The sequence below is a fragment of the Novimethylophilus kurashikiensis genome, assembly GCF_003112435.1.
Lineage (GTDB): Bacteria > Pseudomonadota > Gammaproteobacteria > Burkholderiales > Methylophilaceae > Novimethylophilus > Novimethylophilus kurashikiensis.
The window spans coordinates 608,708-633,159 of the sequence record NZ_BDOQ01000003.1; the positions used below are offsets into that span (position 1 = coordinate 608,708).

The window sequence follows — 24,452 nt, forward strand, 5'->3', positions numbered from 1 at the left end:
CATCAGAAGGTGTGGCCGACGCGTTATTGCAATGCAGCCGTTAATGGAAAACGTTAAAATACTGCTTTTTATATAAAAGAATACTTTGAAAGCGCATCTTACCGAATTGCTGGCGCAAGCGGCAAAGGCCGTTGCCCCCGACCTGCAAGATTTCTCCATCCTGATTGAGCGCCCCAAGACTGCTCAGCACGGGGATTTCGCCACCAACCTGGCGATGTCGCTGGCCAAGCCGTTGCGCCAGAATCCACGCGCCATCGCCGAAGCATTGCTCAAGGCACTGCCTGGTTCACCGTATCTCGAAAAAGCAGAAATCGCCGGCGCCGGCTTCATCAATTTCTTCATGTCGCCTGCCGCCAAGACGGCCGTGGTCGGCCAGATTCATGCGCAAGGTGCTGCGTTCGGTAGAAATACCACGGGCGAAGGCCGCAAGGTCATGGTCGAATTCGTTTCCGCCAACCCGACTGGCCCGCTGCATGTCGGCCATGGGCGGGGTGCAGCAGTCGGCGACTGCTTGTGCCGGCTTCTGGATGCCACGGGCTGGGACGTAACCCGCGAGTTCTATTACAACGACGCCGGCCAACAGATCGATAACCTGACATTGTCCGTTCAACTGCGCTGCAAAGGCATTGGCCCGGATAATCCTGCCTGGCCAGAAGACGGTTACCGCGGCGATTACATCATCGATGTCGCCAATGCCTATATGGCACGTCTGACCATCGATGCTGAAGACCAACACATCGTCGGCAAGGGCGATCCAAACGATATGGAGGCGATTCGCCATTTTGCGGTGGCTTATCTACGCCGGGAGCAGGATCTGGATCTCAAGGCTTTCCAGGTCAGCTTCGACGTGTTCTCGCTGGAATCCGCGCTTTATACCGAAGGCAAGGTCGAGGAAACCGTCAGGAACTTAATCGCCAGCGGCCATACCTATGAGCAGGACGACGCGTTGTGGCTGCGCACTACCAGCTTCGGCGATGACAAAGACCGTGTGATGCGAAAGCGCGAAGGCGGCTATACCTACTTCGTACCGGATGTTGCCTATCACAAGGACAAATGGCAACGCGGCTTCGAGCGCGTCATCAACGAACAGGGCGCTGACCACCACAGCACGATTACCCGCGTGCGGGCCGGGCTTCAAGCCTTGGACGTTGGTATTCCGCAAGGCTGGCCGGACTATGTGCTGCACCAGATGGTGACCGTGATGCGCGGCGGTGAAGAGGTTAAGATCTCCAAGCGGGCCGGCAGCTACGTCACCTTGCGCGACCTCATCGACGAAGTCGGCTGCGATGCCACCCGCTACTTCCTCGCTGCGCGTCGTGCCGATTCGCAGTTGGTGTTCGATATCGACCTCGCCCGCGCCCAGACCAATGACAATCCGGTGTACTACATCCAGTACGCGCATGCCCGGATTTGCAGTGTTCTGGAGCAGTGGGGCGGCAATGAAGCCAGCCTGATCGATGTCGATTTGTCGGTACTGAAGGAGCCCCATGAAACGGCGCTGTTGCAACGCTTGGCAGAGTATCCCGACGTCGTCGATAACGCGGCCCGCGAACTCTCGCCCCATATCGCCGCTTATTACCTAAAAGACCTCGCTGGCGATCTACACAGCTATTACAACGCCCACCAATTCCTGGTAAATGACGAGGCTGTGAAACTGGCGCGCCTTTCCCTAGTCTTAGCCACGCGCCAGGTGCTGCAGTCGGGCCTAGACCTGCTTGGCGTTACCGCCCCGGAGAAAATGTAAATGAGTAAAGACTACAAACCGGCTCCCAAGTCCAAATCAAGCGGCAGTAAGGGTAGCCCGTTTCTCTCCGGATTGCTGGTCGGACTCTTACTCGGAATCGGGGCTTCCGTCGGCGTAGCTGTTTTCGTGAAGCAAGGTGGAAGCGCATTCCATGAGCGCGTTCAACCAGCAGCTGAGCAGCCTTCGATTGCAGAAAAACCAGCCGAAAAAGCAGATAAGAATGCTCCAGCTGATAAGGCTGAAGCCCAGCCGGATGCCAAGAAGGAAGACCGTTTCACCTTCTACGGCATCCTGACTGGCAATGAGTCTCCCGTTTCAGAGCAGGAAATCAAGCAAAGCGAGCAAAAGTCTCAGCCGAGCGAGAAGCCCGCCACTGAAAGCTACTTCCTGCAAGTCGGCGCGTTTCAGACCGAGCAGGAAGCGGACAATGCCAAAGCCAAGCTGGCGTTGATCGGCTTGGAAGCTGTGGTACAGACTGCCAATATTCCCGATAAAGGTATTTTGCATCGCGTACGCGTCGGCCCGTTATCAAACCTTGACGAGATCAACAAGGCGCGCGCCGAGTTGGCCCGTAATGGCTTCAATGCAGATCTGATCAAGATTCGCAACAACGTTCCAGACCAATAGAGATAGAAGGAATCCACATGAAATCGTTTGTCGCTGCTGTTCTCATGCTGTTCGCCTCGCTTGCTGCCGCCGAGCCGCAGCCTGGTTTCGACTATATGCAAACCCAGGCCGTAATTCCTACGGATAATCCGAGCAAGATCGAAGTCACGGAATTGTTCTGGTACGGCTGCCCGCACTGCTTCCAGCTTGAGCCCACGCTCAATGCCTGGGTCAAGAAGCTGCCCAAGGATGTCGCTTTCAAGCGCATTCCCGGTTTGCCGCGTCCTGATTGGGCCCCCATGGCCAAAGCCTTCTATACACTCGAAGCCTTGGGGCTGACTGAGAAGCTGCATCAGCCGCTGTTCGATGCACTTCATAAGCAGCATCTCTTCCTGCCCAACGATGAAGCGGCAACGGTTGACTGGATCACCAAGCAGAGCGGCCTCGACCGCAAGAAAGTCGAAGAAACCTTCAATTCCTTCTCGGTCAACACCAAGCTTATGAAGGCTGCACAAGTGTTCCGCGCCTCCGGCGCGACCGGCGTTCCGACATTAATTATCGATGGACGCTACTACACCTCCAGCACTTTGGCCGGCGGTAACGAGCAAGCCTTGAAGGTTGCAGACTACCTGATTGAAAAGGTACGCCAGGAAAAGGCCCAGAAGCGTTGATTCCAACAGCTTCATCCCGCACAGAACCCGCCGCTCGGCGGGTTTTTATTACTGGTGCCTCCAGCGGGATCGGGGCTGCGCTGGCTAGACAATACGCTGCTGAAGGTGCGCACTTGGGATTAGTTGGCCGCAATGCCGAGCGTCTGCAGATGCTTGCCGAGTCGCTGGATGTTCCCTGTGCCGTTTACCTGGTAGATGTGCGCGATCCCATCGCAATGCAGCAAGCTGCGTCCAATTTTATCGATCAATTTGGTCTGCCGGATATCGTTATCGCCAATGCCGGCGTATCCCGCGGCACGCTAACCGAACGTCCCGAAGATGCTTCGGCTTTTCGCGCGATAATGGATATCAACGTCCTGGGAATGGTGCACACCTTTTTACCGTTTGTATCCCTCATGCGGCAGAAGGGTGAAGGGAGGCTGGTTGGGATTGCCAGTGTTGCAGGCATCCGAGGCCTTCCTGGGGCTAGCGCTTACTCTGCATCTAAGGCAGCAGCCATCACCTATCTGGAAAGTTTGCGTTCGGAGCTCTCAGGCAGCGGTGTGAGCGTTACTACCATCTCCCCCGGCTATATTCGAACTCCGATGACCGATGTGAACCACTACCGCATGCCTTTCATGATGGAAGTGGATGCAGCCGCGGGGAAGATGATGGCAATCATTGAAAAGAAGCGCCGCTATGCGATCCTACCTTGGCAGATGGCTGCCCTTGGCCGACTCATGCGGGTTTTACCGGCACCGCTGTGGGATTGGCTTACACGACGTGCGCCTCGCAAACCACGGCTGGAGGATAAACCGCTTTAACTAGTTCGGGTTAAAGAACCCACTATCCAGCAGCTCCTCTGCAAGCGCGTTGTAATCCTTGGCACCCTGGCTGTGAGGGGCAAAGGTAAAGACGTCTCTCCCGTGTGCCGGGCTTTCGGCAAGTCCAACCGTCTCAGCAATGCGGGTTTCGCACAAATCCTTACCGTAGTGCTCCCGCAGCTTGTCGTAGATATCGTATGAGAGCTTGCGGCGAGAGTCGAAACGCGTCACCACGATACGCCGATCGATGCGCTTGCCCAGGGGCTTTTCGAGTACACGCAAGGCAGCATCCAACCGGTTAACGCCCTGCATGGAAAGATAATCTGCTGATACCGGAATCAGCAACCGTTGGGATGCAAATACTGCATTGAGGGAAAGCACTCCAAGCATCGGCGAGCAGTCGATGAGCACCGGGATCATCTCGTCCGGCAGTAATTCCTGCGTTAGGCCGCGTTTTAGCTGGCTCGTGATATTGGGATTACGACCATAGAGCGAATCAATCTTGAACAACTCCATGTGTGCCGGGATGATATGCGCCCCGCTTGGCAGTTCTCGCATGATCTGCGAAAGCGGCTTGTTTTCGGCATAGAAGGCGTATACGGTTTCCGAACTGGGGATGGATTTGATGCCGCATGCCAGCGTCAGGTGAGATTGTGGGTCTAGATCGATACCAAGCGGATATCGGCCTCGCTGTGCCAGCGCTGCCATCAAGTTCAAACTCGTGGTGGTTTTCCCCACGCCGCCCTTTTGATTGAACACCGCCACAACCGACATTTTTTATCCTTATTCCACGGTAACTGACTTGGCAAGATTGCGTGGCTTATCCACATCCGTACCTCGCATTAAGGCTGTGTGGTAGGCCAGCAACTGTACCGGTATCGCATGCACAACCGGTGATAGTACACCCGCATGACGCGGCGTCCGGATTACATGCACGCCTTCTTGCTCACCGAAATGGCTATCAAGGTCGGCAAATACGAACAACTCACCGCCTCGCGCCCGAACTTCCTGCATGTTGGATTTCACCTTTTCCAGCAAGCTGTCGTTAGGCGCAATGACCACGACCGGCATTTCTGCATCGACCAACGCTAAAGGTCCGTGCTTTAATTCTCCGGCTGGGTAGGCTTCGGCATGAATGTACGAAATCTCCTTGAGCTTGAGCGCACCCTCAAGGGCGATGGGATAGTGCAGACCGCGTCCCAGGAACAAGGCATGCGATTTATCAGCGAACCGTTCGGCCCATGCCTTAATTTGGGGTTCAAGATTGAGCGCGTGCTGAACGCTGCCCGGTAAGTGGCGCAGTGCATCGAGGTACTCGCTTTCCTGCTTCGCATCAAGCCTGCCACGTAATTTCGCTAACGTCAGACAGAGGGTGAACAGCGCAACCAACTGAGTAGTAAACGCCTTGGTCGACGCCACGCCAATTTCTGCGCCAGCACGAGTGTAGAACACCATGCGGCTAGCACGAGGGAGGGCGCTCTCCCGAACATTACAGATCGATAATGTCGCTTCGTGGCCCAAGGAGATCGCATATTTCAGCGCTTCCATCGTATCCAGCGTTTCCCCGGACTGCGAAAGCGTGAGAATGAGATAATTGGTATTGGCCGCAACGTCGCGGTAGCGGTATTCGCTGGCGATTTCGACATTGGTTGGAATCCCGGCGATTGATTCCAGCCAGTACTTGCCCACCATCCCGGCATAGTAACTAGTGCCGCAAGCGAGGATCTGCACTCCTTCAATGTCTTGCAGCAACTGCAAGGCATTTTCCCCGAACAGGCTGGGGTCCAATCCACCTTCGATTACCTGGTCGATAGTGTCCGATAGTGCCTTAGGCTGTTCATGAATTTCCTTCTGCATGAAATGGCTGAAATGCCCAAGTTCCAACGATGTGAGGCTGACGTCGGAGACATGTACGGCGCGGTCGGCCGCATTGCCATTCTTATCGATGACCTTCACCGCTTCGCGACTTAACTCGACAACATCGCCTTCGTCGAGGAATATCACCCGACGGGTTGCAGCAAGCAGTGCAGAGACATCCGAAGCCACGTAATTGGCATGTTCGCCGAGGCCAACCAGCAGTGGACACCCCATGCGCGCACAAATCATTTGATCGGGCTTATCTGCAGCGATTACGGCGATGGCATAAGCCCCCTTCAAGCGCTTGATCGCTTGCCGTACCGCATCGAATAAATCGCCTGTTTGCTTGTAATAATGGTGCACCAGATGTGCGATGACCTCTGTATCGGTCTGGGATTCAAAAACATAGCCCAAGGACTTCAACCAATCTCGCTCTTCATCGTGATTCTCGATGATTCCGTTGTGCACCACCGCAACAAGTTCGCCTGATATATGCGGATGAGCATTCGGCTCTGTTACACCACCGTGGGTTGCCCAGCGAGTATGGCCAATGCCAACAGCCCCTTCCAGCCCGGTCTCTTTAACAGCACGCTCCATCTCAGCTACACGGCCGATGCGGCGCACACGTTTGATCTCACCTTGATCCAGAACCGCTACCCCAGCCGAATCGTACCCACGGTATTCGAGCCTTTTAAGGCCATCTACCAGGGTGTGAACGATATCGCCGCTTGCGATCGCCCCGACAATTCCACACATACTATTTCTTCTTTTCTGGCCGTCTCCAGCCGCTAATCGTAACTTGCTTGCCCCGAGACAAGGTCAATTCACCAGCCGGAGCGTTTTTCGTAATGGTCGATCCGGCCGCGATGGTTGCGCCTTCCCCAATCTCAACTGGTGCCACCAACTGTGAATCAGAACCAATAAAGGCACGGTCGCGGATGACCGTTCTGTGCTTGTTAACGCCATCGTAATTGCAGGTAATTGTTCCAGCGCCCACATTCACATCGCAGCCAACATCGCTGTCGCCAATATAACTCAAATGATTGACCTTGCTACCCTCACCAATGCGGCTGTTTTTCACTTCAACGAAATTCCCGACATGGGCCTGGTTTTCGATGACAGTGCCAGGGCGAATTCGTGCGAATGGACCTATTCTGGTATTTTCGCCAATACGTGCCTCTTCCATGACTGAGTTGGCCTGAATAGTGGTTCCTGATGCTATACACGAGTTCTTGATGATGCAGTTGGGTCCGATCGTAACGCCGTCGCTTAGTTCTACATCACCTTCGAATAGGCAATTAATGTCTATGAAGACATCACGTCCGCAATTTATTGATCCCCTGATGTCTATTCTGCTCGGATCTGCTAGCGTGACTCCCTTCGCCAGCAGTGCATCTGCCTGTCGTCGCTGGAAAATACGCTCGGCCAAGGCAAGCTCAGCCTTGCTGTTAATGCCCATGGCTTCGTGTTCATGCTTGACTTGTACGCTTGTCACGGGCAAGCCTTCCATGACGGCCATACCGATGATATCCGTCAAGTAGTACTCGCCTTGCTGGTTATCGTTGCGCAGTTGTTGTAACCATTTCTTCAACCGTTCTACAGGTGCAGCCATGATTCCGGTATTTACTTCGCGGATTGTTCGTTGGTGCTCCGTTGCATCCTTGTGTTCAACGATGGATGTGATATTCCCATCGGCATTCCTAACAATCCGCCCATAACCCTTAGGATCAGTTTTATTCATGGTCAATACGACCAGATTACCGTTCTCGGCTTGCTGAATAACCTCGCGACAGGTGCTTTCCTCAATTAACGGTACGTCCCCTAATAGCATCAATGCAGTCGCATCGACGTCAAGATGTGGCAGTGCTTGCTGCATTGCATGACCTGTTCCATTCTGCTCAGCCTGAAGAGCCCATGCGATGCTCTGGTCTGCAATAGTGTCTGGAACCATATTCCCGCCAAAACCATATACAACGCACACTTTGTTCGCATCGACATTTCTAGCAGTATCTAGGACGTGATTGAGTAAAGGGCGGCCAGCTAACGGATGAAGAACTTTTGGAAGATCGGAGTACATGCGCGTCCCCTTGCCTGCAGCAAGGATAACGACGTTAAGGGGGGGTTTTTGCATTGCGTAAGTATAAAACAAAAAAGGCAGCCACTGGCTGCCTTGATATAGTTATAACCTACTGAATTAGTGCGTTTTCTTTTTGATCTTCTCAAGCGTTGCAATCTGAGCGACAGCTTCTGCCAACTCAGCTTGAGCACGCGCATAATCGATTTCAGAGCCTTTATTACGCATTGCATCTTCTGCGGCTGCCTTGGCTTCAAGCGCCTTGGCTTCATCGATGTCATGACCACGCATAGCAACGTCGGCAAGGACAGTTACCACACCTGGCTGGACTTCGAGGATTCCGCCGGAAACGAAGAAAACTTCTTCTTCGGCCTGATCCGGCACCTTGAGGCGGACCGGACCCGGCTTGATGCGAGTAATGAGCGGAGAGTGATGTGGCAGAATGCCGAGCTCACCCATTACGCCAGGGGCGACCACAATTTCTGCCAGCCCGGAGTAAATGGATTTTTCAGCGCTTACCACATCGACGTGGATGGTCATTGCCATAATCTCTCTTTGCCTCTGTAATTACAGGGACTTCGCTTTTTCAACAGCTTCTTCGATGCCGCCGACCATGTAAAAAGCCTGCTCAGGCAGATGGTCGTATTCGCCGTTGACGATGCCCTTGAAACCCTTGATGGTTTCCTTAAGCGGAACGTACTTGCCGGGAGAACCGGTAAACACTTCAGCAACGTGGAACGGCTGGGACAAGAAACGTTGGATCTTACGTGCGCGAGCAACGCTGAGCTTGTCTTCAGGAGACAGTTCGTCCATACCCAGAATCGCGATAATGTCGCGCAGTTCCTTGTAGCGCTGCAACGTGGACTGAACGGCACGAGCCACGCTGTAGTGCTCTTCGCCTACGATTTGCGGGTCGAGCTGACGCGAGGTCGAGTCGAGCGGGTCAACAGCGGGGTAGATGCCCAAGGCTGCAATATCGCGGCTCAACACCACGGTGGAATCCAAGTGCAAGAAGGTGGTTGCCGGAGAAGGGTCGGTCAAGTCGTCAGCAGGGACGTAAACGGCCTGGATGGAGGTAATGGAACCCACCTTGGTCGAAGTAATACGCTCTTGCAGACGGCCCATTTCTTCAGCCAGCGTCGGTTGGTAACCCACGGCGGAAGGCATACGGCCCAGGAGTGCAGACACTTCGGTACCGGCCAGCGTGTAACGGTAGATGTTATCCACGAAGAACAGAATGTCACGACCTTCATCGCGGAACTTCTCGGCCATGGTTAGGCCGGACAGAGCCACGCGCAGACGGTTGCCCGGAGGTTCGTTCATCTGACCGAACACCATGGACACCTTGTCCAGAACGTTGGAGTCCTTCATTTCGTGGTAGAAGTCGTTACCTTCACGGGTACGCTCACCCACCCCTGCGAACACCGATAGACCTGAGTGCTGCTTGGCGATGTTGTTGATGAGTTCCATCATGTTCACGGTCTTGCCCACACCGGCGCCGCCGAACAGACCGACCTTACCGCCCTTGGCGAACGGGCAAACCAGGTCGATCACCTTGATGCCGGTTTCCAGCAGGTCAACGGAAGGGGAGAGTTCGTCGAACTTCGGAGCTTCTTGGTGAATAGAACGCTTTTCGTCACTTGCAATCGGACCTGCGTCATCGATCGGACGACCCAGCACGTCCATGATGCGACCCAAAGTGCCGTGACCGACCGGAACGCTAATTTGCGAACCAGTATTCTTCACAGCCATACCGCGGCGTAGGCCATCGGAGGAACCCATGGCAATGGTACGCACCACGCCGTCGCCCAGTTGCTGCTGGACTTCCAGCGTCAAGCCGGCTTCGGCGAAAGTACTGCTGGTGTCATCCAACACCAGGGCATCGTATACCTTAGGCATCGATTCGCGAGGAAACTCTACGTCAACCACCGCGCCGATACACTGAACAATTTTTCCAGAACTCATGTTGATTTCCCGTCTATCTTTAATTCGTTAACCCGTAACGGCGCTTAAACCGCAGCTGCGCCACCGACAATTTCGGAAATTTCCTTGGTAATCGCGGCTTGGCGTGCCTTGTTGTACACCAGCTTCAATTCGCCGATCACATTCTTGGCATTGTCAGATGCAGCCTTCATTGCGACCATACGAGCGCTCTGTTCGGAAGCCATGTTTTCAGCAACAGCGTGGTAGATCAGCGATTCCACGTAACGCACCATCAACTCGTCAATAATGACTTGCGCATCAGGCTCGTAGATGTAGTCCCAACGGCCTTCAGCAGCTCCCAGCCGTTCACCGGAAAGCGGAAGAATCTGCTCAACGACAGCTTCCTGCTTCATGGTATTAATGAAGCGGGTGTAGCTAACGTACAGCGCATCGATCTCGCCAGCGACATAAGCATCCAGCATGACCTTTAGCGGTCCGATGAGCTTATCCATATGCGGCGCATCACCGAGCCCGGTCACTTGGGAGCGCACATTACCGCCGATACGGCTCATGAATCCCAGGCCCTTGTTGCCAATAGCGCTCACAGATACCTTCTTGCCAGAACTTTCCCACTCTTTCATCTTGTTGAGCGAGAGACGCAGCACGTTGGTGTTCAAGCCACCGCACAAACCCTTGTCCGAGGTCACCACGACAATCCCGACATTTTTCACGTTCTCACGTGCGACCAGGAAAGGGTGCTTGTACTCAGGGTGAGCATGCGATAAGTGCGCTGCCACGTTACGGATTTTTTCGGCATAGGGGCGGGCAGCACGCATCCGTTCCTGCGCCTTGCGCATTTTGGATGCGGCCACCATCTCCATGGCCTTGGTGATCTTGCGCGTGTTTTCAACGCTCTTGATCTTGGTTCGTATTTCCTTGCTGCCAGCCATTCGGGCCTCCGGCTTAGTAAGCGTTGGTCGCCTTGAAGTCCTTGATGGCGGCGGCCAAAGCCTTGTCGTCGTCGCCGCTCAGATCCTTGGTGGACTCAATATTGTCCATCAGGCTCTTGTACTTGGACTTCAGGAAGGAGAGCAGTGCGGATTCAAAGGATAGAACCTTGTTTACCGCCACATCGTCCAGGTAACCGCCGTTAGCAGCGTACAGAGACACAGCCATTTCAGAGACGCTCATCGGCGAGTACTGAACCTGCTTCATCAGTTCCGTCACCAGACGACCGCGCTCGAGCTGCTTGCGGGTTGCTTCGTCAAGGTCAGATGCAAACTGCGCGAATGCAGCCAGTTCGCGGTACTGAGCCAATGCCAGACGAACACCGCCACCCAGCTTCTTGATGACCTTGGTTTGCGCAGCACCGCCGACGCGAGACACAGAGATACCGGCGTTGATAGCGGGGCGGATACCAGCGTTGAACAGGTCCGTTTCCAGGAAGATCTGACCGTCGGTAATAGAAATCACGTTGGTCGGCACGAATGCAGATACGTCGCCAGCAGCGGTTTCAATAATCGGCAGCGCGGTCAAAGAACCGGTCTTGCCCTTGACTTCACCGTTCGTGAACTTCTCAACATACTCCTCGTTCACGCGAGCAGCACGTTCGAGCAGACGGGAGTGCAAGTAGAAAACGTCGCCAGGATAAGCTTCGCGGCCGGGAGGACGGCGCAGCAATAGGGACACTTGACGATAAGCCCAAGCTTGCTTGGTCAAGTCGTCATACACGATCAGCGCGTCTTCGCCGCGATCACGGAAGTATTCACCCATGGTGCAACCTGCGTACGGTGCAATGAATTGCAGCGCTGCGGATTCGGAAGCTGAAGCAGCCACGACGATGGTGTATTCCAGCGCGCCGTGCTCTTCCAGCTTACGCACCACGTTAGCAATGGTCGAAGCCTTTTGACCGATAGCGACGTAGATACACTTAACGCCTTGGCCCTTTTGATTGATGATGGTGTCGACCGCAACAGCCGTCTTACCGGTCTGACGGTCGCCAATGATCAGTTCGCGCTGACCGCGGCCAACCGGCACCATGGAGTCAATTGCCTTGAGGCCGGTTTGCACAGGCTGCGAAACCGACTGACGGGCGATAACGCCAGGAGCCACCTTTTCGATCTTGTCGGAGAGCTTGGCGTTGATCGGTCCCTTGCCGTCGATCGGCTGACCTAGGGAGTTGACCACGCGACCGAGCAACTCCGGGCCGACCGGTACTTCCAGAATGCGGCCGGTACACTTGACCGTAGCGCCTTCGGAGATGTGTTCATATTCACCCAGAACCACGGCACCGACGGAGTCGCGTTCCAGGTTAAGGGCCATACCGAAGGTATTGCCCGGGAATTCAAGCATTTCGCCCTGCATCACGTCGGAAAGACCGTGGACGCGTACGATACCGTCGGTCACGGAGACCACGGTGCCTTGAGTACGAGCCTCAGCGCTGGCATTGAAATTTTCCAGCCGGCTCTTAATCAGTTCACTGATTTCAGAAGTGGTTAACTGCATTTATGTCTCCTAACCTTTCAGCGTATACGCCATCTCTTGGAGGCGGCCACGCACCGAAGCGTCTATAACGGTGTCGCCGATCTCGATCATCACGCCACCAATAATTTCCGGATCAACCTTGACGTGTGCCAGAACCTTCTTTTTGAAACGTGCTTCCAGCTGGCTTACCAGCATGTTCACTTGCGTTTCGTCAGGTTGGGTAGCTGCCGTAATTTCGGCATCCAGCACACCTTCGTCGTTAGCCTTCAACTCTTCAAACAACCGAGCGATTTCAGGCAACAGGTTAAGGCGGTCGTATTCGACGAGCAGCTTGATCAAATTGATTGCGCTCTCGTCCAGCTTGTCGCCACAGACTGCCAGAAACACCTTCTCTACTTGCGAGGAGGGGGTGTTGGGATCATCGTTGAGCGCCAGCATTTGCGGGTCGGAAGAAACCGCCGTCGCAAATGCCAGCATTTCGGACCAGCGCGCTAGCGCGTTCTTTTCCTTAGCCAGCCGATATACGGCTACGGCATAAGGTCTTGCAATGGTGACCGCTTCAGCCATGATAGTCTTACAGCTCCTTGGCGATGGCGCTCAGCATGTCGGCATGCGCCTTGGTATCGATTTCACGGCGCAGAATTTTCTCGGCGCCAGTAATCGCCAATTCGGAAACCTGCTGACGCAGACCTTCCTTGGCACGATTCACTTCCTGCTCGATTTCAGCCTTGGCACCGGTGATGATGCGATCACCCTCGATCTTAGCGTTGCCTTTGGCTTCTTCGATGATCTCAGTTGCACGCTTTTCAGCTTGAGCAATGATTTCAGATGCCTTTTCCTTGGCAGCGTGCAGCTCTTGTGCTGCGCGCTTGGATGCCAGTTCCAGATCATGCTTGCCGCGTTCAGCAGCGGCCAGACCGTCGGCAATGGTTTTTTGGCGAGTTTCAACCGCCGTCAGCAACGGCGGCCATACGAACTTCACCGTGAACCAGATCAGGATCGCGAACGATACGGCCTGTGCCAGCAGTGTCAGGTTAATGTTCATTTCAGCTCCTAGCTGTTAAAACCCAGCCTATAACTTAGTGAGCAGCAACAACGCCCAACAGCGGATTTGCAAACGCGAACATCATGGCGAGACCAACACCGATAATGAAGGAAGCGTCGATCAGACCCAGCAGCAGGAAAACCTTTGCTTGCAGTGCAGGAATCATTTCGGGTTGGCGAGCAGCGCCTTCCAGGAAGCTGGCACACATGATACCGATACCCACGCAAGCACCAGCAGCGCCCAGACCGATGATCAAACCGATACCGATACCGGTGTACGCCTGAATCATCGCCAACAGTTGCAAGTTTTCCATCTTTAGATTTCCTTTCGAGATTTTAAGAGGGTGAAGAAAAGGGTTAGTGACTTTCGTGAGCCATCGCAATGTAGACGACGGTCAACATCATGAAAATGAATGCCTGGAGCACAACGATCAAGATATGGAAGATTGCCCAACCTGCACCAAGAATCGAACCGAAGATGGAACCGGAAAGCCCGGTTGCCGCCCACATGCCGATCAGCAGGAAAATAATTTCGCCCGCATACATATTGCCGAACAAACGCAGCGAATGAGAAAGGGGCTTAGACACATACTCAATCAGATTGAACAGGAAGTTGGCTGGCCACACTAAAGGATTAGAACCGAAAGGGGAGCAGAATAACTCGTGAACCCACCCTCCAATACCTTTGACTTTGATGCTGAAGAAAATCATCAGCAGCCATACTGAGAGCGCCAATGCGAAGGTCGTGTTCACATCCGAAGTCGGGACGCTACGCCATGCATGCAAACCCAGCACATTGTGATAAAGCTGCCCCATCACATCCACAGGCAGGAAGTCCATTGCGTTCATCAGCAGAACCCAGACAAACACTGTCAAGGCTGCTGGAGCAACGAAAGCATGACGATTGCCGTGAAAAATACCTTTAACTTGGGTATCAACAAAATCCACCAGCAACTCCACAAAGGCCTGACGCTTGGTAGGCACTCCAGCGGTTGCGCCACGAACGATCCACCACAGCAAACCAAAGGCAACCGCACCCAACAACCAGGACATTACCAAGGTGTCCATATGGAGCGTCCAAAAACCACCATCCCCCACAGCCTTCGCATTGAAGCTGAGGTGATGCTCAATGTAGCTCGCTGGCGTCAGCGCTTGTTCAGTCGACATTCCTAAACCCTACGAATTTTTATCAGCATCCAAGGTCCGCAACGCTGCGCCCGAGATGAGCGCCGCACAAGCAAGACCACCAATCAGGGCCAGTGGAACCAACCCCTTATAAAACTTAAATACCGCAAACAGCAGCACGGCAATCACACCGAGCTTTACAGCCTCAGCCTTAAGCAGCACCATGAGTGCGCCGCCCGGCGTGCTTGCTTTACCGCCCTCTGCCACTTTCATGCCTGCATATCCGCCTAAAATTGCTGCAGCAGCACCGCCTAATACTGATGTGGCCGCGTTCATGCCAGCAGCGAAATATGCCAAGATGCTTAGCACCAGCGTCACGATCAGCTGCCGGCGAAGGGCCTTATCGAAAGCCGTAGCAATACTTGTTACATTATCCATTGCTTGCCCTCGTCCCACATCGGCTTAGCTAAACCAAAAGATTTTCAACGATTTCGGACCTTCTAGTCAAGTCAAAAGTGATTTTTTCATTTCACTTTGCTTGGCTTGAGAATCATCGTCTTTTCATAATGGCGATCAAATCATCCAATTGGTCCAAATTGTGATAGCGAATACTTACCGTCCCAGAACCGCTCTTAGATGCTTGAATCCTAACTTTCGCACCCAAGCTTTCAGCCAACTCTTCCTGAAGTCGCAATACGTCCTTGTCTTCTTTCTTGTCCGGCTTGGAATTGCTTTCACCGTTATCCATCAACCGCTTTACCAAGGCTTCAGCTTCGCGCACCGAAAGTTGTTTCTGGGAAATATATTCCGCCGTCGTGATTTGCTTAGCTCCATTGAGGGAGAGCAGAGCGCGCGCATGCCCCATGTCGATCTTTCCCTGCATCAACAAATCCTGGACTGGTTGCGCTAGATTAAGCAAACGCAAGAGATTGGTTACTGCAGCTCGCGACCGGCCCACCGCATCCGCCGCAAGTTGATGTGTCATGCTGAACTCATCCACCAGCCGCTTGATCCCAACTGCTTCTTCCAAGGGGTTCAGGTTTTCGCGCTGGATGTTCTCGATCAAAGACATCGCCAAAGCGGCTTCGTCCGGGATTTCACGGACCAGGACTGGCACTTCGGCAAGCCCAGCCAGCTGAGCGGCGCGCCACCTGCGCTCACCGGCGATGATTTCGTATTTTTCTGAAGTCACAGCCCGCACTAGAATTGGCTGCATGATGCCCTGCGTCTTGATTGAACTGGCCAGTTGCTGCAAGGAATCCTGATCCATTTGTGTCCGGGGCTGATACTTGCCCGGCTGCAAGGCGCCAACCTTCATCGTACGAAGCGCATCATTGCTGGCAACCGTTTCCAAATCGCCGCCCAACAAAGCGTCCAACCCACGCCCCAACCCCCTCATATTAGCCATTCTTAACACCTCTATTGATAATCTCGCCTGCTAACGCAAGATAAGCTTGGGCACCTTTCGATGCGCGATCATGGAATAACACAGGGACGCCATAACTCGGCGCCTCAGCCAAACGGATGTTTCTTGGGATCACCGTCCGGTATACCTTGTCGCCGAAATGACGTTCCAGCTGAGCCGAGACCTGCTGCGCCAGCATATTTCGGTTATCGAACATCGTCCTGAGCAAGCCTTCTACTTCCAGTACAGGATTAAGATGTGCGCGGACTTTTTTGATGGTTTTAACTAAATCGGACAAACCTTCAAGCGCGTAGTACTCACATTGCATGGGAATCAGGACCGATTGTGCAGCTGTCAGTGCATTAACGGTAATTAGGTTCAATGCAGGTGGGCAGTCGATCAAGATGTAATCATATTCATCTTGTAGTTTTGCCAATGCGCTTTTAAGTCGCGTTTCTCTCGCAAACTCATTGACTAGCTCAACCTCCGCCCCAGCCAACTCGCGATTCGCCGGCACCACATCGTATTTACCCTTTTCGGTTCGTACCATAACTTCCGTAAGCGCCTTGTCATCAATGAGTACGTCATACACCGAGGAAGCAAGGGCATCCTTGTTGATCCCGCTCCCCATCGTTGCATTACCCTGTGGGTCAAGGTCGATCAGTAGAACTCTTCTTTTGGTTGCGGCTAAGGATGCAGCGAGATTGACACAAGTGGTCGTCTTGCCAACCCCACCTTTCTGGTTCGTTACTGCAAGGATTTTCATTTTTTTGCCTCAATACGAACAAGATGCCTATGTGCTTCCACACCCGGCACACTCAGGGGGACTACTTCCACATTCTCTAATCCAGCCTGAGCAAGCTCCTCATAGGGGTAAACCCCCTTCATCGCGAGCCAATGCCCATCAGGTTCCACTAGATGCGCAGTCAGTTTCAAAAATTCTGCAATATCTGAAAACGCGCGGGAGATGACACAATCGAACTGTTGAGCAGGCTTGAATTGCTCTACGCGTGAGCACACAACTTCAAGGTTAGAAATTCCAAGTTCTGCTTTTGCCTGTCGCTGAAATGTTGTCTTTTTATGGCTTGAATCAAGGATCGTCACCTTAAGATCTGGTCGCGCCAGAGCTAGCGGAATTCCTGGGAGGCCTGCGCCGCTGCCAACATCCAACAGCGTCGAGCATTTCAAATGAGGGAGCACCGCGAGGCTATCTAGTAGATGCAAACCCACCATTTCCTCCGGATCTCGCACTGCGGTTAGGTTGTGCACCTTGTTCCACTTACTGATCAACGCCAGATATTCGAGCAGTTTTTCTTGTGTTTCCCGCGACAAGGCCAGCCCTAATGCAGACAAGCCATCCCCCAGCAATTGTTCTTGGCTCAAGCAGCGTCTCCCAAATCCTTGGTATTTTTGGCTTTGTACTTTTTCTTAAGATATACAAGCAATAATGAGACTGCCGCCGGGGTAATGCCAGACACTCGTCCGGCTTGGCCCAGCGTCTGGGGCTTGTAGACATTGAGTTTCTGCTGCGCCTCAATCGACAACCCCTTCACATCTCGGTAATCGAGATCCTCTGGTATTTCTAACGATTCATAATAACGAGAGCGCTGAATCTCATCTTGCTGGCGATCGATGTACCCCTGATATTTAGCACTAATCTCCAGCTGCTGCCGTACCTGGGGATCACTTTCACCTTCATCTCCAGTTAGCGAGAGGAGGGCTTCGTAACTCACTTCGGGCCTACGTAGCAATTCGAAGAGCGGGTATTCACGTTCGATCTGCTTACCAAGGACAGCGGTAGCTATCGTCTCATCCAACATTGCCGGGTAAACAAAAGTTCTTTTCAAACGCTCAGTTTCCCGCGCAATAGCTTCTTGTTTCCTGCTAAATGCCTCCCAACGAACATCATCGACAACCCCTATTTTGCGGCCAACCTCTGTCAATCGTATATCGGCATTATCTTCACGCAGCATCAACCGATACTCGGCTCGGCTGGTAAACATACGGTAGGGTTCGCTGACGCCACGAGTAATCAAATCATCTACCAGCACGCCAATGTAAGCTTGATCCCGAGACGGACACCAGGCCGGCTCATCCCAGGCATACAAGGCAGCGTTAATACCCGCTAACAGACCTTGCGCCGCGGCTTCTTCATAGCCAGTCGTACCATTGATTTGCCCGCCGAAAAACAGACCTTGAATAGCTTTCGTTTCAAACGAATTCTTTAACCCTCTCGGGTCGTAATAATCGTATTCAATGGCATAGCCAGGCCGAAGAATGTGTGCGTTCTCCAAACCCCTGATGCTGCGTACGAGGTTGATTTGCACGTCGAAAGGGAGACTAGTAGAAATCCCGTTCGGATAAATTTCGTTTGTCGCCAATCCCTCAGGCTCGAGGAAAACCTGATGCGACTCCTTTCCGGCAAATCGCATGATCTTATCTTCAACCGAAGGGCAGTAGCGCGGACCGACCCCCTCAATCACACCTGTATACATGGGCGAGCGATCCAACCCACTGCGGATGATTTCGTGCGTACGTTCGTTGGTGTGCGCAATCCAGCAAGGCAGCTGTTGTGGATGTTGTTCGGGACTTCCTAGAAAAGAAAACACGGGTACAGGATCATCCCCTGGTTGTTCCTCCAGTACGGAATAATCGATCGTGCGACCGTCAATCCTAGGAGGTGTACCTGTTTTCAAACGCCCCGCAGGCAGGCTCAACTCCCGCAACCGCGCAGCCAATGAAATTGCCGGGGGATCTCCGGCTCGCCCTGCACGGTAGTTTTCTAGCCCAACATGCACGAGCCCATTCAGGAAGGTTCCCGCCGTCAGCACAACCGCCTTGGCTTTGAACCGTAGACCGATTTGGGTAATGACTCCAGCAATACGGTCACCCTCAATAATGACGTCATCGACCGCCTGCTGAAACAGCCATAGGTTGGGCTGGTTTTCCAAGCGCCACCGGATAGCTGCTTTGTAAAGAATGCGATCAGCCTGAGCGCGAGTAGCCCTGACTGCAGGGCCTTTGGATGAATTGAGTATCCTGAACTGGATACCACCCTCATCGGTCGCAGTGGCCATTGCGCCACCAAGCGCATCCACTTCCTTGACCAAATGTCCCTTACCAATCCCGCCAATGGACGGATTGCATGACATTTGCCCTAAAGTTTCGATATTGTGAGTCAATAAAAGGGTTTTTCGCCCCATGCGCGCACTGGCTAATGCGGCTTCTGTGCCGGCATGGCCACCACCCACCACAATTACATCAAATATTTCAGGGAATTGCATTAGAAAACGGCTTTTCTGCCCATTGAGAAAAGTCGTTAATGATACTGCATGAAACACGCGTTGTCAGGCCAAAACCTTGTGTTTCACGTGGAACGTTTACTTGCCGATACAGAATCGACCGAAAATTTCTCCTAGCAAATCATCTGAAGTGAACTCGCCGGTGATTTCGTTCAAAGACTCTTGCGCCAGCCTTAAATCTTCCGCTAAGAGCTCGGCCTGATTGAGGTTTTTCTTCGCATTTTCAATAGATTGTGAAACACCATCCAGCGCTTTTAAGTGACGCTGGCGAGCCATGAAAACGCCTTCTGTCCCAGCTCGCCATCCGGCAAGTTCGAGTAGATGCTGCTTCAGGAGGGAAATACCATGTCCCGTTTTGGCGGACAGGAAAATATGCGTTTTTCCATCCACCTCCCGAATTTCAGGACTCGAATTAACCAAATCGATTTTATTGTGAATCCATATTTGTTGAGGAACGCCACTTAATCGCGCCAAAATCGATTTTTCGTTTTCGGTAATGCCATGAGTTGCGTCAACCAGAATTAATGCGATATGCGCAGTTTCTGCGGCTCGCCAAGTTCGCTGAATGCCAAAAATTTCCACTTCATCGACTGTTTCGCGCAGCCCGGCGGTATCGATCACATGAATAGGGACCCCCTCCAACTGAATTTCACTGCGTATAGTATCCCGTGTTGTTCCGGCGATAGCGGTCACTATGGCAATATCCTGTCCTGCCAACTGATTCATGAGACTCGATTTGCCAACATTCGGCTGACCGATCAAGACGACCTGAATGCCTTCGCGAAGAATGCTCCCTTGTTTTGCCGTAGTCGAAAGGAGCGACAATTCGTTTCTGATGGACTCCAATTTATCGATTACGCCACCCTCTGTGATGAAATCGATATCTTCTTCTGGGAAATCCAGACACGCTTCGACATACATTCGAAGATTGATGAGCCGCTCGCGCAAGGCGTGGACATGTGAAGAGAACTCTCCGGACAGAGAGCGCATGGCGCTACGCGCAGCCAAATCGGTAGAGGCGTCGATTAAATCCGCTACAGCCTCTGCTTGAGCAAGATCCAACTTGTCGTTGAGATAGGCCCGCTTGGTAAACTCACCGGGCTCGGCAAGCTTGGCACCTAAAGCAAGGCATCGTTGCAGCAAGCGTTGGAGAACAGCGGTTCCGCCATGCCCCTGCAACTCGAGGATATTTTCTCCGGTATAAGAGTGAGGCGCTGGAAAATAGATAGCGATACCACGGTCAATAGTGGAACCATCGGTATCGAGGAAGTCGATATATGTAGCGTGTCTGGGGGAGGGGCAGCGTCCAAGAATGGTGACTGCGATATCGGGCGCGGCCCGCCCTGAAACTCGTATCACACCGATGCCGCCTCGCCCCGGTGCGGTGGCGATGGCGGCTATAGTGCCTTCATCAGGCCTTGGCACCTTTGCTGGCGCCTTCAATCGAACGGTTGATCGCCCACTGCTGTGCAATGGACAGAATATTGTTCACTAACCAGTACAACACCAACCCAGCAGGGAAGAAGAAGAAGAATACGCTGAAAGCGACCGGCATGATCTTCATCACTTTAGCCTGCACAGGATCCGGCGGCGGGGGATTCAAGCTGCTCTGGATAATCATGGTCAAGCCCATCAGGATAGGTAGGACATAATAGGGGTCGGTCGCAGACAAATCCTTGATCCACAAGATAAAGGGTGCGTGACGCATTTCAACGCTGCCTAGCAGCACCCAATACAACGCGATGAATACCGGAATTTGAACCAGAATTGGCAAACAGCCGCCCATAGGATTGATTTTTTCTGTCTTGTACAGCTCCATCATGGCTTTGTGCAGCTTTTCACGATCATCGCCATAACGTTCCTTGATCTGCTGGAGCCGTGGCGCCACTTTGCGCATATGGGCCATGGACTTGTAGCTGGCAGCAGATAAGGGAAAAAAGATCAATTTGAGCAAAACAGTAAGCAGAATGATGGCCACGCCCCAGTTGTGCACGAGCGATTGAATTGTCGTCAGCACCCAGAACAATGGGGTAGCAATCACTGTGAGCCAGCCATAGTCAACCGTATACTCCAACCCAGGGGCAACTTCTTTGAGGTGTTTTTGCTCTTGCGGGCCAGCGAATAGACGAGCATCAATCTGTGATGTTGCGCCAGGAGCAACACTACCAAGCGAAGTGACCTCGCCAGCAGAGTACAAGTTATTTCCCAAATCTTTTGTGTAGAACTCCCGTGAAGTGCCGGATTTCAAAATCCAGGCGCTCGCGAAGTAATGCTGCACCATGCCAATCCAGCCGTCGGTAGCATTTTTCGACAAGTTGGATTTCTTCATCTCATCGAATTTGAGTTTCTTGTATTTGTCGCCCTCAGTAAAATAAGCCGCGCCACTGAACGTCGGCATCATCGCAGATCCCTTGCTCGATAGGCTGTCGTGCACGATCTGGAAATAGGCTGACGCGTCGACAGCTTGGCCGCTCGCATTATGTAGCTCATAGCGCAAATCGGTGACATAAGAGCCGCGATGGAAGGTATAGATCTTGGCTACCTGAAGTCCAGCCTCATTTTTCCAGGTCAGACGGACCTCTAACTTATCCTGCCCCTGTTCAAGCGAATAGTCCGATTTCTCGGTTACAAATGCCGCTTTATGATTAGGAAGACCATTACCGATCAATCCAGACTGGGCAATGTAAAGATGCGATAGCGATTGATCGTCAAACAGAACAAAATTTTTATCTTTGTTGTCGGTTGCCTTGTGATGAAGCAGTTCCAAATGGCGGAGGTCGCCGCCTTGGGTATCTATAATGGCTTCAACCATGTCTGTTTTAACATGGATTTTTTGACCTGCAGGGAGCGTAAAAGCGTCGGAATGCGGAAGCGCGGCAACTGGCTGAGCAGTTTTTCCGGTTGGATTAACTGTTTGCACATTCTGAGTGCCCATCGTAGGGGGAGCACTTTCGCGCTGCCATCCATCCCAGAGCATCAATATGGAAAAGGAAAAAATCAGAAACAGGATAAGACGTTTGGTATCCATATATTCTCAATTGTTAAGGCACAGGGTCATGCCCGCCGCAATGCCAGGGATGGCACCGGGCTAATCTTCGCAGCGTCAGCCAACTTCCGCGCAATGCTCCATGCTTTGAAATTGCTTCTATCGAATAACGGGAACAGCTGGGCGTAAACCGGCAATTATTTCCAAGTAACGGGCTGATCAACCAGCGGTATCCATTAATGATGAATATCAGGAGCCGTGCCATTCCCGTTAGTTCCAGAAACATCTAACAATTTTAGACGTAATCGCTTGGAAATGCGCGTCAATTCCGCTTGTACCGTGGAAAAATCACTTTTCAAAAACGGCTTATTCAAACGTATGACGATATCTACGGCGATCAGAGTTGCCTGGTTATGTCTAAACCATTCCCGCAATACTCGCCGCATATAGTTTCGGGCGACTGCCCTACGAGCAACCTTCTTGCTGACAACGATACCGATTCTAGGGTGCTCCAACCCGTTTGGTTTGTAGTGAGCAGCCAGCCAATTTCCATAAATCCGTTGTTTGAAACTAAAAACGGATGAAAATTCATCCGTTTTTTTCAACTTCAATCGGCTTGGAAAGCCGTAGCGAACCACGCTCCGCGTAATTAAACAGCGAGACGGGCGCGACCCTTGGCACGACGTGCGTTGATCACGGCACGGCCGCCCTTGGTCTTCATTCGAACCAGGAAGCCATGAGTGCGTGCGCGGCGAACCTTGGAAGGTTGATATGTACGTTTCATCGCGAACCTCTTTCTGAATACTTAAAAACTTAAAAGGGCATAATTAAACTCTGCCAACACACAAGTTGTCAACTTATTTATCTTTTCGCTTAATCAGTACCGTCTGTGGATAAGGTTGGGGAAAAGTACTAAAATCAGCGGTCCGCGATTTCTGGTCCAAAGATAATTCCACCCCTTCCTATGGAAAACTTCTGGTTTGCCTGCCTAGGACGATTCGAGCGCGAACTGTCATCCATGCAGTTTAATACGCTAATCAAACCCCTCAAGCTCGACGATTCTGACGAATGCTTGCGCATAGTCGCGCCCAATCGTTTCGTTATGCAATCCATCAAGGATAAATTCCTAGATCGAATTCATCAATTGGGACAGGATTTTTTTTCTCGTCCGATATCTGTGGAATTGGTGCTGAGTGATGATGCAGCTGATCAAGAACTGCCGCCTGTAATCGCGGCTCCTCCAGCACCAGAGCCTGTCGCGAGCCAATCAAAAAAAGTAAAGCCTGGTAGTAAAACCGATACTAGTGGATTGAATCCCTCGCTCACATTTAGCAACTTCGTTACCGGGAAGGCTAATCAACTCGCCCGTGCTGCTGCCTTGCAAGTGGCAGAGAACCCAGGTGGGGCTTACAATCCTTTGTTTGTCTATGGCGGGGTCGGGTTAGGTAAAACCCATATGATTCAAGCCATTGGAAACCACTTGCGTTCTCAACGTCCGGATGCTCGTATCAGCTATCTCCATGCAGAAAAATATGTTTCGGACGTAGTAAAAGCCTATCAACATAAGGCTTTTGATGAATTTAAAAAGCGTTACCACTCCCTAGATCTCTTATTAATCGACGATATCCAGTTCTTTGCTGGAAAGGGGCGTACTCAAGAGGAGTTCTTTTACGCATTCGAATCGCTCATCGGCGCCAATAAGCAAATCGTCATTACCTGCGATACCCTACCTAAGGAGATCAGCGGTATTGAAGATCGATTGAAAACTCGTTTCAGCTGGGGTTTGACGGTTGTCGTTGAGCCGCCTGAACTGGAGATGCGGGTTGCCATTCTGATCGAGAAAGCCAATGCAGCAAAGATTCGACTCGAAGAGGATGTAGCATTTCTAATCGCCAAACATATCCGTTCTAGTGTGCGAGATCTGGAAGGTGCACTCAATCGAGTGATCGCAATGGCCAACTTTACCGGCAAATCGATCGATACCAATCTGGTAAAAGATGCTTTGAAGGACATTATTGGCCGTGTGCAATCGATTACTATCGAGAGCATTCAGAAAACCGTAGCAGATTATTACAAGATCAAGGTTGCGGAAATGTATTCTCAGAAACGCTCTCGGAATATTGCACGCCCACGCCAGATAGCCATGGCGCTAGCTCGTGATTTAACCAACAGCAGCTTTCCGGAAATTGGCGAAGCTTTTGGCGGGCGTGACCATACGACAGTCATGCATGCTTGTAAAAAAATTGACAGTCTGAAAAGCGCTGAACCCACCCTGGTGAAGGAATACAACCTGTTACTCCAAGTGTTAAGAGGTGACTAATAACCCTTGCATAGTTTTGTGTACACATTGTGGATAACTTACATTTTCTGTTATTAGAAATTTTTGTCCATAATCTATCCACAGATTATCTAGAGTTTTCTCACCGAG

Annotated in this window: 26 protein-coding genes; 5 read left to right on the plus strand and 21 right to left on the minus strand. The window is 52.3% G+C overall.

Features of this window, described 5'->3' with window-relative positions; translation table 11 throughout:
- Window positions 1–85: 85 nt before the first annotated feature.
- From argS to NMK_RS06430, 4 genes are read left to right on the plus strand one after another with little or no spacing between them, the layout of a single operon-like run.
- The gene (gene argS, locus NMK_RS06415; RefSeq protein ID WP_109014914.1) at window positions 86–1,744 is read left to right on the plus strand and encodes an arginine--tRNA ligase; all 1,659 of its coding nucleotides are present in this window, start codon (window positions 86–88) and stop codon (window positions 1,742–1,744) included.
- The gene (locus NMK_RS06420) at window positions 1,745–2,371 is read left to right on the plus strand and encodes an SPOR domain-containing protein (RefSeq protein WP_109014915.1); all 627 of its coding nucleotides are present in this window, start codon (window positions 1,745–1,747) and stop codon (window positions 2,369–2,371) included. It begins immediately after the preceding gene.
- A 17-nt stretch (window positions 2,372–2,388) separates the two neighbouring features.
- A complete protein-coding gene (locus tag NMK_RS06425; RefSeq protein WP_109014916.1) occupies window positions 2,389–3,021 on the plus strand; it encodes a thiol:disulfide interchange protein DsbA/DsbL in 633 nt (210 codons plus the stop codon).
- Window positions 3,021–3,824, plus strand: coding sequence for an SDR family oxidoreductase (locus tag NMK_RS06430; protein WP_109015092.1), 804 nt, complete (start codon window positions 3,021–3,023; stop codon window positions 3,822–3,824). The genes NMK_RS06425 and NMK_RS06430 overlap by 1 nt, the downstream gene beginning before the upstream one ends.
- On the opposite strand, the gene NMK_RS06435 is transcribed toward NMK_RS06430, so the two are convergent.
- From NMK_RS06435 to rpmH, 21 genes are all read right to left on the minus strand, one after another.
- Window positions 3,825–4,598, minus strand: a complete 774-nt coding sequence (locus NMK_RS06435; RefSeq protein ID WP_109014917.1) for a ParA family protein — start codon at window positions 4,596–4,598, stop codon at window positions 3,825–3,827.
- Window positions 4,599–4,607: 9 nt separating this feature from the next.
- Window positions 4,608–6,437 (minus strand): glutamine--fructose-6-phosphate transaminase (isomerizing), encoded by a 1,830-nt coding sequence (gene glmS, locus NMK_RS06440; protein WP_109014918.1) that lies wholly within the window; start codon window positions 6,435–6,437, stop codon window positions 4,608–4,610.
- Between the two features lies 1 nt (window position 6,438).
- On the minus strand, window positions 6,439–7,812 hold the full coding sequence (gene glmU, locus NMK_RS06445) for a bifunctional UDP-N-acetylglucosamine diphosphorylase/glucosamine-1-phosphate N-acetyltransferase GlmU (RefSeq protein WP_109014919.1): 1,374 nt from the start codon (window positions 7,810–7,812) through the stop codon (window positions 6,439–6,441).
- Between the two features lie 63 nt (window positions 7,813–7,875).
- A complete protein-coding gene (locus NMK_RS06450) occupies window positions 7,876–8,301 on the minus strand; it encodes a F0F1 ATP synthase subunit epsilon (protein WP_109014920.1) in 426 nt (141 codons plus the stop codon).
- Between the two features lie 21 nt (window positions 8,302–8,322).
- The gene (gene atpD / locus NMK_RS06455) at window positions 8,323–9,720 is read right to left on the minus strand and encodes a F0F1 ATP synthase subunit beta (protein WP_109014921.1); all 1,398 of its coding nucleotides are present in this window, start codon (window positions 9,718–9,720) and stop codon (window positions 8,323–8,325) included.
- Between the two features lie 44 nt (window positions 9,721–9,764).
- Window positions 9,765–10,628, minus strand: coding sequence for a F0F1 ATP synthase subunit gamma (atpG, locus tag NMK_RS06460; RefSeq protein WP_109014922.1), 864 nt, complete (start codon window positions 10,626–10,628; stop codon window positions 9,765–9,767).
- Between the two features lie 13 nt (window positions 10,629–10,641).
- The gene (gene atpA / locus NMK_RS06465) at window positions 10,642–12,183 is read right to left on the minus strand and encodes a F0F1 ATP synthase subunit alpha (RefSeq protein ID WP_109014923.1); all 1,542 of its coding nucleotides are present in this window, start codon (window positions 12,181–12,183) and stop codon (window positions 10,642–10,644) included.
- 9 nt (window positions 12,184–12,192) lie between these two features.
- Window positions 12,193–12,729: a F0F1 ATP synthase subunit delta gene (locus tag NMK_RS06470; protein WP_109014924.1), complete on the minus strand. Its 537-nt coding sequence runs from the start codon at window positions 12,727–12,729 to the stop codon at window positions 12,193–12,195.
- 7 nt (window positions 12,730–12,736) lie between these two features.
- Window positions 12,737–13,207 (minus strand): F0F1 ATP synthase subunit B, encoded by a 471-nt coding sequence (locus NMK_RS06475; protein WP_109014925.1) that lies wholly within the window; start codon window positions 13,205–13,207, stop codon window positions 12,737–12,739.
- A 34-nt stretch (window positions 13,208–13,241) separates the two neighbouring features.
- Entirely contained in the window at window positions 13,242–13,520 is a 279-nt protein-coding gene (gene atpE / locus NMK_RS06480; protein ID WP_109014926.1) for a F0F1 ATP synthase subunit C, read from the minus strand.
- Between the two features lie 43 nt (window positions 13,521–13,563).
- Window positions 13,564–14,373: a F0F1 ATP synthase subunit A gene (gene atpB / locus NMK_RS06485; protein WP_109014927.1), complete on the minus strand. Its 810-nt coding sequence runs from the start codon at window positions 14,371–14,373 to the stop codon at window positions 13,564–13,566.
- Between the two features lie 9 nt (window positions 14,374–14,382).
- Window positions 14,383–14,769, minus strand: coding sequence for an ATP synthase subunit I (locus tag NMK_RS06490; protein ID WP_109014928.1), 387 nt, complete (start codon window positions 14,767–14,769; stop codon window positions 14,383–14,385).
- A gap of 112 nt (window positions 14,770–14,881) precedes the next feature.
- Window positions 14,882–15,739: a ParB/RepB/Spo0J family partition protein gene (locus NMK_RS06495; protein ID WP_109014929.1), complete on the minus strand. Its 858-nt coding sequence runs from the start codon at window positions 15,737–15,739 to the stop codon at window positions 14,882–14,884.
- On the minus strand, window positions 15,732–16,502 hold the full coding sequence (locus NMK_RS06500; RefSeq protein WP_109014930.1) for a ParA family protein: 771 nt from the start codon (window positions 16,500–16,502) through the stop codon (window positions 15,732–15,734). The genes NMK_RS06495 and NMK_RS06500 overlap by 8 nt, the downstream gene beginning before the upstream one ends.
- On the minus strand, window positions 16,499–17,119 hold the full coding sequence (gene rsmG, locus NMK_RS06505; RefSeq protein ID WP_109014931.1) for a 16S rRNA (guanine(527)-N(7))-methyltransferase RsmG: 621 nt from the start codon (window positions 17,117–17,119) through the stop codon (window positions 16,499–16,501). Before rsmG ends, NMK_RS06500 begins: the two co-directional genes overlap by 4 nt.
- Window positions 17,116–19,020 carry a tRNA uridine-5-carboxymethylaminomethyl(34) synthesis enzyme MnmG gene (gene mnmG / locus NMK_RS06510; RefSeq protein ID WP_109014932.1) on the minus strand — a complete coding sequence of 635 codons (1,905 nt, stop codon included), beginning with the start codon at window positions 19,018–19,020 and terminating at the stop codon, window positions 17,116–17,118. Before mnmG ends, rsmG begins: the two co-directional genes overlap by 4 nt.
- 96 nt (window positions 19,021–19,116) lie before the next feature.
- Window positions 19,117–20,481 carry a tRNA uridine-5-carboxymethylaminomethyl(34) synthesis GTPase MnmE gene (gene mnmE / locus NMK_RS06515; RefSeq protein ID WP_227871392.1) on the minus strand — a complete coding sequence of 455 codons (1,365 nt, stop codon included), beginning with the start codon at window positions 20,479–20,481 and terminating at the stop codon, window positions 19,117–19,119.
- Window positions 20,450–22,066, minus strand: coding sequence for a membrane protein insertase YidC (yidC, locus tag NMK_RS06520; protein WP_109014934.1), 1,617 nt, complete (start codon window positions 22,064–22,066; stop codon window positions 20,450–20,452). The genes mnmE and yidC overlap by 32 nt, the downstream gene beginning before the upstream one ends.
- Before the next feature lie 13 nt (window positions 22,067–22,079).
- On the minus strand, window positions 22,080–22,310 hold the full coding sequence (yidD, locus tag NMK_RS06525; protein ID WP_370848408.1) for a membrane protein insertion efficiency factor YidD: 231 nt from the start codon (window positions 22,308–22,310) through the stop codon (window positions 22,080–22,082).
- Window positions 22,261–22,629, minus strand: a complete 369-nt coding sequence (rnpA, locus tag NMK_RS06530) for a ribonuclease P protein component (protein WP_370848410.1) — start codon at window positions 22,627–22,629, stop codon at window positions 22,261–22,263. The genes yidD and rnpA overlap by 50 nt, the downstream gene beginning before the upstream one ends.
- Window positions 22,630–22,673: 44 nt before the next feature.
- Window positions 22,674–22,808, minus strand: coding sequence for a 50S ribosomal protein L34 (gene rpmH, locus NMK_RS06535; RefSeq protein WP_109014937.1), 135 nt, complete (start codon window positions 22,806–22,808; stop codon window positions 22,674–22,676).
- A 180-nt stretch (window positions 22,809–22,988) separates the two neighbouring features.
- Between rpmH and dnaA the strand changes: the two genes are divergently transcribed.
- On the plus strand, window positions 22,989–24,344 hold the full coding sequence (gene dnaA / locus NMK_RS06540; protein WP_109014938.1) for a chromosomal replication initiator protein DnaA: 1,356 nt from the start codon (window positions 22,989–22,991) through the stop codon (window positions 24,342–24,344).
- Window positions 24,345–24,452: the final 108 nt, after the last annotated feature.